General features: G+C 75.1%; 3 protein-coding genes and 1 pseudogene. 1 reads left to right on the forward strand and 3 read right to left on the reverse strand.

Annotated elements, in window-relative coordinates; all coding sequences use genetic code 11:
- Positions 1-347: pseudogene (locus G3I54_RS04230) on the forward strand (hypothetical protein); the annotation flags it as partial.
- A 41-nt stretch (positions 348-388) separates the two neighbouring features.
- Here G3I54_RS04230 and G3I54_RS04235 read toward each other — a convergent pair.
- The 3 genes from G3I54_RS04235 to G3I54_RS04245 are packed head-to-tail and all read right to left on the reverse strand — an operon-like array spanning position 389 to position 6031.
- Positions 389-1267, reverse strand: coding sequence for an aminoglycoside phosphotransferase family protein (locus tag G3I54_RS04235; RefSeq protein WP_239144221.1), 879 nt, complete (start codon positions 1265-1267; stop codon positions 389-391).
- Positions 1268-1314: 47 nt separating this feature from the next.
- Complete coding sequence (locus tag G3I54_RS04240; protein WP_164611229.1) at positions 1315-4488, reverse strand: error-prone DNA polymerase; 3174 nt, start codon at positions 4486-4488, stop codon at positions 1315-1317.
- Entirely contained in the window at positions 4481-6031 is a 1551-nt protein-coding gene (locus G3I54_RS04245) for a DNA polymerase Y family protein (protein WP_164611231.1), read from the reverse strand. The genes G3I54_RS04240 and G3I54_RS04245 overlap by 8 nt, the downstream gene beginning before the upstream one ends.
- Positions 6032-6141 lie beyond the last annotated feature (110 nt).

Raw genomic sequence — 6141 nt, forward strand, 5'->3', positions numbered from 1 at the left:
GGGCCAACCTGGCCTGCGCGACCCTCGCGGCCGGGCTCGCCGCCGTCGCCGGACTGCGCCGGAGCGCGGTGGCCGCACCCGGCGCCGTGCGGGCGCTGCGGGGCGGCCCGGCGGCGGCCTCCTCGGAAGGGCGGCTGGCGTTGCTCGTGCTCGCGGCGCTGGCGGCGCTGCTCGCCGCTGACCTCTCCGGGATGAGCAAGGCGGAGACCGAGCGCATCTGGCAGCCGTTCCTGCTGTGGCTGCTGCCCGCGGCGGCGCTGCTTCCCCGCCGGAGGGTGCGGTACTGGCTGGTCGCGTCGGCCGTTCCGGCGCTGCTGATCAACCACCTGCTGTGGACGGGCTGGTGAGCGGCGGCCACGCGGTATGGCGCGGCTGGTCTCGGCCTCCGTCAGCTCAGGCGCTGTTCGGCGAGGTCGAGCCAGTGCTCCACGTCCGACGGGGCGAAGTGCCTGATGGCCCAGTCGACCATACGGAGACTCATATGCGCCCAGGCGGGCCGCAGGACGTCCTCGGGGAGCGCGTCGAGTACGGCGTCGAGATGCCGCGTCGCCTCCGGGTCCGCTCCCCCGCCGTGGATGCCGAAGCGCAGGGTGACCAGGTCGAACCGGTGGTCGCCACGGGCGGCTCCGTCCCAGTCGACGACGCCGGTGATCGAGCCGCCGGTCGCCAGCAGGTTTCCGGGGTGGAAGTCCATGTGCACGGCGTCGTCGCCGGACAGCCGGTCGGGGTGGTCCGCGCCGATCTCCGCGACCCGGTGTTCCAGCGCGGCACTGCGGCGGTTGTGCCGGCGCAGCGGATCGTGCAGGCAGTAGCCGGGGCCGTCCTGGCGCAGGAACAGCTCCGCGGCGGGAACCTCCGGGTGGTCGGCGAGCCGGCCGGCCTGCAACCGGTTGAGTTCGAGGGCCCGGACCAGGGTGGGGTGGTCGAGGTGGTCGATCTTCGTGCCGGGCAGGAGCTCCTGGACCATGACGACCGCGTGGCCGACCTGGGCCACCAGCTCGGTGGCCGGGGCCGGACAGCCCGCGCTTCGTAGCACGCGGCTGACGGTGAGCGGCCCTGCCTCCATGTCCGCCACGCGGCTGTGCGGGCGCCACTTGAGCACGGAACGGCGATGGTCCGGCCCGCGCACGTAGGCGGTGCCGACCTGCCCGCCCGGGCAGGGGCCCTCCAGGGTCAGCAGGACACCGGTCCGGGCATGAAGGGCGTCGAGCGTCTTCGCGGCATCGAGGCGCTCGACGCGCGCCCAGCGCGGTGAGGGAGAAGTCATGGGTCCCATGATGGCCACGCGGCCGGGAGAGCGCTCCGGCCCGTGCTCTAGCGGTGCCCGACGTGGCGCCGGGGAACGGGGGCGGCCACGGGGATCGTCTCCACCCGGTCGACGGCGACGTTGACCGTGCCGTCGCTGCGCTCGATGCGGCCGGTGAGGAGGACGGCGGGGGCGTCGATGAGGGTCCGGTAGCAACGGTCCCAGATGTGCGGGGCGAAGACGAGGTTGATCATGCCGGTCTCGTCCTCGATCGCGCCGAAGGCCACGCCGTGGGCGGTCGGGGGGCGTTGGAGGTACTTCGGCAGCCCGCCGATCCGCACCTGGGCCCGGTCGGGGAGCGTGCGGGCGGTGGCCGTGGGGAGCGTGCCGAGGCGGTCCAGGTGGGGGCGGATGTGCTGGACGAGGTGGGCGGTGGCGCTGGCGCCGGTGGCGATGATGTCGGCGGTGGTCTCCTCGGCGGTGGTCATGGAGGTGAGTTCGGGCGCGGTCACGGGGGTGGCGAGTCCGGGGAGCGGGGGCTGGCGGGTGCGGCCGGGTGCGGTGCCCACGCTCCACAGGGCGGTACGCCGGTGCCCGCCCAGACCGTCGAGCGCGCCCGCGGTGGCCAACTGCTCCAGGACCCGGGGCGGTAGCCGGGTACGGGCGGCGAAGTCGTCCAGGTCGGCGAACGGCCGCTCCGTACGGAGGGCGATGATCTCCTCGGCGGCCTGTTCGCCGAGGCCGGTGACGCTGGTCAGACCGCGGCGGATCGCCGGGGGCCGTGCCCCGGACGCCGGGCCTGGCGTCGAACCGGGAGCCAGGCCGGGCATCGGGCCGGGTTCGAGGGTGGCATGGACGCGGGAGGTCCGGACGGCGGGTCCGCGGACGGTGATGCCGTGGCGTTCCGCGTCGCCGATGAGGGTCTGGGTGTCGTAGAAGCCCATCGGCTGGTTCGCCATGATCGCCGCGATGAGCGCGGCGGGGTGGTGGTGCTTGATCCAGGCGCTGGCGTAGATGAGCCCGGCCATCGACTGGGCGTGGGACTGCGGGAACCCGTAGTCGGAGAAGGCTTCGATCATCGAGACGATCTTCTCGGCGGCGGCCGGGGGGATGCCGCGCCCGGCCATGCCGGTCAGCAGGCGGCCACGCATCGCGGCGACCTTCTCCGGGGCGTGCTTGGCCGCCATCGCCTTCCTGAGCCGGTCGGCCTCGCCAGGGCTGAACCCCGCGCAGTCGATGGCGAGTTGCATGGCCTGTTCCTGCCAGAGGGCGACGCCGAGGGTCGGCTCCAGCGCGGCTTTCGCGAGCGGGTGGGGGTACGTCACCGCCTCCTCGCCGCGCCGTCGGCGGAGCAGCGGGTGTTTGCTGCCGGCCTGGATGGGGCCGGGGCGGATGATCGACGCGGCGACGGCCAGGTCCTCGAACTTCGTCGGCCGCAGTTGGGGAAGGGTGGAGATCTGGGCACGGGACTCGACCTGGAAGACGCCGATGGTGTCCCCCCGCGCGATCATCTCGTAGACGTCCGGATCGTCCTGGGGGATGGACGTGAGGTCGTAGCGGACGCCGTGGTGCTCGTGGATGAGGTCGCAGGCGGTGTGGAGGGCGGACAGCATGCCGAGACCCAGCAGGTCGATCTTGACGAGCCGGGCGGCGGCGACGTCGTCCTTGTCGCCCTGGAGGACGCTGCGGCCCTCGGCGGTCGCCCACTCCACGGGCATGATCTCGCCGATGGGCTGCCGGGTGAGGACCATGCCGCCCGAGTGCACTCCGAGGTGCCTCGGGAGGGTGTGGAGCTGGGCGGCGAGGTCGCGTACGTCGTCGGGGAGGGCGGTGTCGGGGCCGGGCGGGGCGTGGTGGATGTGCCGGGTCATCTCCCGGGTCCGCGCTTCCGGGTAGCCGAGGACGCGGGCCGCGTCGCGGACCGCGAGCCTCGGCTGATAGGTGATCATGTTGGCGACCTGGGCGGCGTGCCGGCGGCCGTAGCGGGTGTAGACGTACTGGATGACCTCCTCGCGGCGCCCGGACTCCAGGTCGAGGTCGATGTCCGGCGGGCCCGCCTTCTCCAGGGACAGGAATCGCTCGAAGAGCAGACCGTGCCGGAGCGGGTCGACGGCGGTGACGCCGAGGACGTAACAGGTCACGCTGCTGGCGGCGGAGCCTCGGCCCTGGCACCAGATCCCCTGTTCGGCGGCGTGCCGGACGATGTCGTGGACGATCAGGAAGTAGCCCGCGAGCCCGAGTCCGGCGACGAGTTCGAGTTCGTGGTCGAGCTGCCGCCAGGCCTCCCCGGCTCCCGGGTCGGCGCGGGGGCCGTAGCGGTCGGCGCAGGCGGCCTCGGCGCGGTCCCGCAGCCACGAGTCCTGTGTATACCCTGCGGGCACCGCGAACTCCGGCAGTTCGGGGCGCAGTTCGCCGAGGTCGATCACGCAGGCGCGGCCCAGGGCGACGGTGGTGTCCGCGACGCCGGGATACCGCGACAGGAATGCCGCCCGCTCGGCCCGGGGGCGCAGATGGGCGGTCGGGGCGGCCATCAGATGTCCGGCGGCCCGGTCCAGGGTCTCGCGGCGGCGCAGCGCGGTGAGCGCCTGTGCCACGCGGGCCTGGCGGGGGGCCGCGTAGTGCACGGCGCCGGTGGCCACCACCGGGACCCCGACCCGGCGGGCGGCCACCCACATCGCGTCGGCGGCGACCGAGTCCTCCGGGAGCCGGTGGTCGACCAGCTCGGCATGCGTACCGCTCGTGCCGAAGACGTCGGTCAGCCGGGCGAGCCGGTGGGCGACGGCGGTGACATCGCACCGGTCGGCGCCCGGCGGCGGGCAGCCGGGCAGGACGGCCCAGTGCCCCGCGGCGGCCGCCCGGGCCACCGCGTCCAGGTCGTAGACCGGGGAGTTCTTCGACCCGGCGAGCTGCGCGGCGGAGATCACCGCCGACAGCAGCCGGAACCCCTCCACGGTGCGGGCGAGCACCACCGGTGTTCCCAGTACGGGGTCGCCGAGGGTGAGTTCGGCGCCGTGGACGGTGTCGATCCCGTGCTCGCGGGCGGCGATGTGCAGGCGGCGCGCGGCGTGGAGACCGTCCATGTCCGTCACCGCCAGTACGCCGATGCCGAGCCGGGCGGCCTCGGCGACCAGGTCCTCCGGCCCGCTCGCCCCGCGGAGGAAGGAGAACGCGCTGTGCACGTGCAGTTCGGCCCAGCCGTCCTCCGGGCGGTCCGCGGTGGGGAGGCGGAGGAGGTCACCCATAGTGGGCCTCCACCCACCACCGGCCCCGGTCGACGAGCAGCAGCCACGCGTGCCCGTCGTCGGTGGTGACCTGCATCCGGGCGATCCGCCGACCGCTGTCCCGCGTCCACCACTGCTCCAGCACCGGCCAGGGCCCGGCCCACCCGTTCACCCCGGCCCGGCGGCGCCCGTCGACCGCGAGGAACGCGGGCTCGGCCGACAGCTCCAGCCGGCCGGCCACGCCGACCGGCGCGCCGTCGGTCCCGGTGAGCCGGGCCGGACGCCGTACCGGATAGACCGCGGCCGGGTGCGGGGCGGGCAGCCGTCCCGGCCAGGGACCGCTCTCGGCGCCCGCGCCGTCGTCGGGGACGTCGCCGACCGGGACGAGCCGGATCCGGTCACCCGGCCCCCGGCCGCCGACCTCGATGATCCGAGTGACCGCCCGGTGCCCGAGCACCGCCTGCACCCGGGCGGCGGCCTGTTCCACCTCCACCGGGGTGTCCCGCTCCCCGTCGAACGCGCCCTGCGAGCCGGTGTCCGGAGAGATCCCGTCGGGGCGCAGGGCCAGGCGGCGGATGCCCGGTTCCGCGCCGCCGGCGTCCAGCAGGCCTCTCTCGGACCAGGCGGCCAGTACACCGCGCACGCGCTCGGCCACCGCCCTGGAGGACAGCCGCCCCTCGTGCCGGAAGATCCGCGTCAGGGTCCGGCCGTCGGCCGTCCCGACCACGGCCTCCACCCGCGCGCACACCACTCCTGCCGCCGCCAGGCGTTCGTGCAGCTCGTCCGCGAGTGCGATCGCCACGAACACGACGGCGTCCGTCCGCTCCTCGGGGACCTCGAACAGCCGCTGCACCGTGTGGTCCTGGACGGCGGCCCGTACGGACACCGGCCGGGCCGACCCTCCACGGGCGACGCGGTGGGCGCCGATCCCCTCCGGGCCGAGCCGCTCCGCCACCCGGCCCGCCGGCAGCCGTGCGAAGTCCCCGACGGTACGGATGCCGAGCCGCTTCAGCAGTTCGGCCAGGCCGGTCACGCCCAGCACGCCCACCGGGTACGGGGCCAGGAACGCGGCGTTCCCGTCCGCCGGGACGACCACTCCGTCGCCCCGGCGGGCCGCGAGCGCCGCCACGAAGGTGCTGTCGGCGATCCCGACCCGGGCGGGCAGGCCCAGTGCGGTGACGGTGTCGGCCAGCCGTACGGACAGCTGCGGCTCGCCGCCCCAGTACCGCGCGGCTCCGCGTGCCGGGGCCGCGATCAGCCCGGGCCGGATCACCTCCAGCCGGGGCACCACCTCCGCCTCCACGCGGTGCATCACCTGTTCGAACATCCTCACCTCGGCGGCGAGGTCCCGCTCGACGACCCGCAGCCCGGGGCACCGGGCCTGCGCGGCCCGCAGCCGCATGCGCCGCCGGACCCCGGCCGCCCGCGCGGACGCGGAGCACGCCACCACCGCGCCCCGGTGCACCACGGCCACCGGCGCACCGTCCTGCGTACCGCAGGCCAGCACCGGGAAGTCGGGCACCCAGACCACGACCACCCGTACGGAATCGGACGCCCCGGTCATCCGACGACGCGGAGGTCCGCCCGCGCCCCGCCCCGCACGGCCTCCGCCGCCCCCTGCTCCGTCATGCCCACCATGCCCACCAGACCGTCCGGACCGGGCAGCCACAGCTC

The sequence above is a fragment of the Streptomyces sp. SID14515 genome (assembly GCF_010548505.1).
GTDB classification, from domain to species: Bacteria; Actinomycetota; Actinomycetes; order Streptomycetales; family Streptomycetaceae; genus Streptomyces; species Streptomyces caviscabies.

Excerpts from the sequence above, each read along its gene's own strand:
- G3I54_RS04235 (WP_239144221.1), bottom strand. The coding sequence starts at position 1,267 with ATGACTTCTCCCTCACCGCGCTGGGCGCGCGTCGAGCGCCTCGATGCC.
- G3I54_RS04245 (WP_164611231.1), bottom strand. The coding sequence starts at position 6,031 with ATGACCGGGGCGTCCGATTCCGTACGGGTGGTCGTGGTCTGGGTGCCC.
- G3I54_RS04240 (WP_164611229.1), bottom strand. The coding sequence starts at position 4,488 with ATGGGTGACCTCCTCCGCCTCCCCACCGCGGACCGCCCGGAGGACGGC.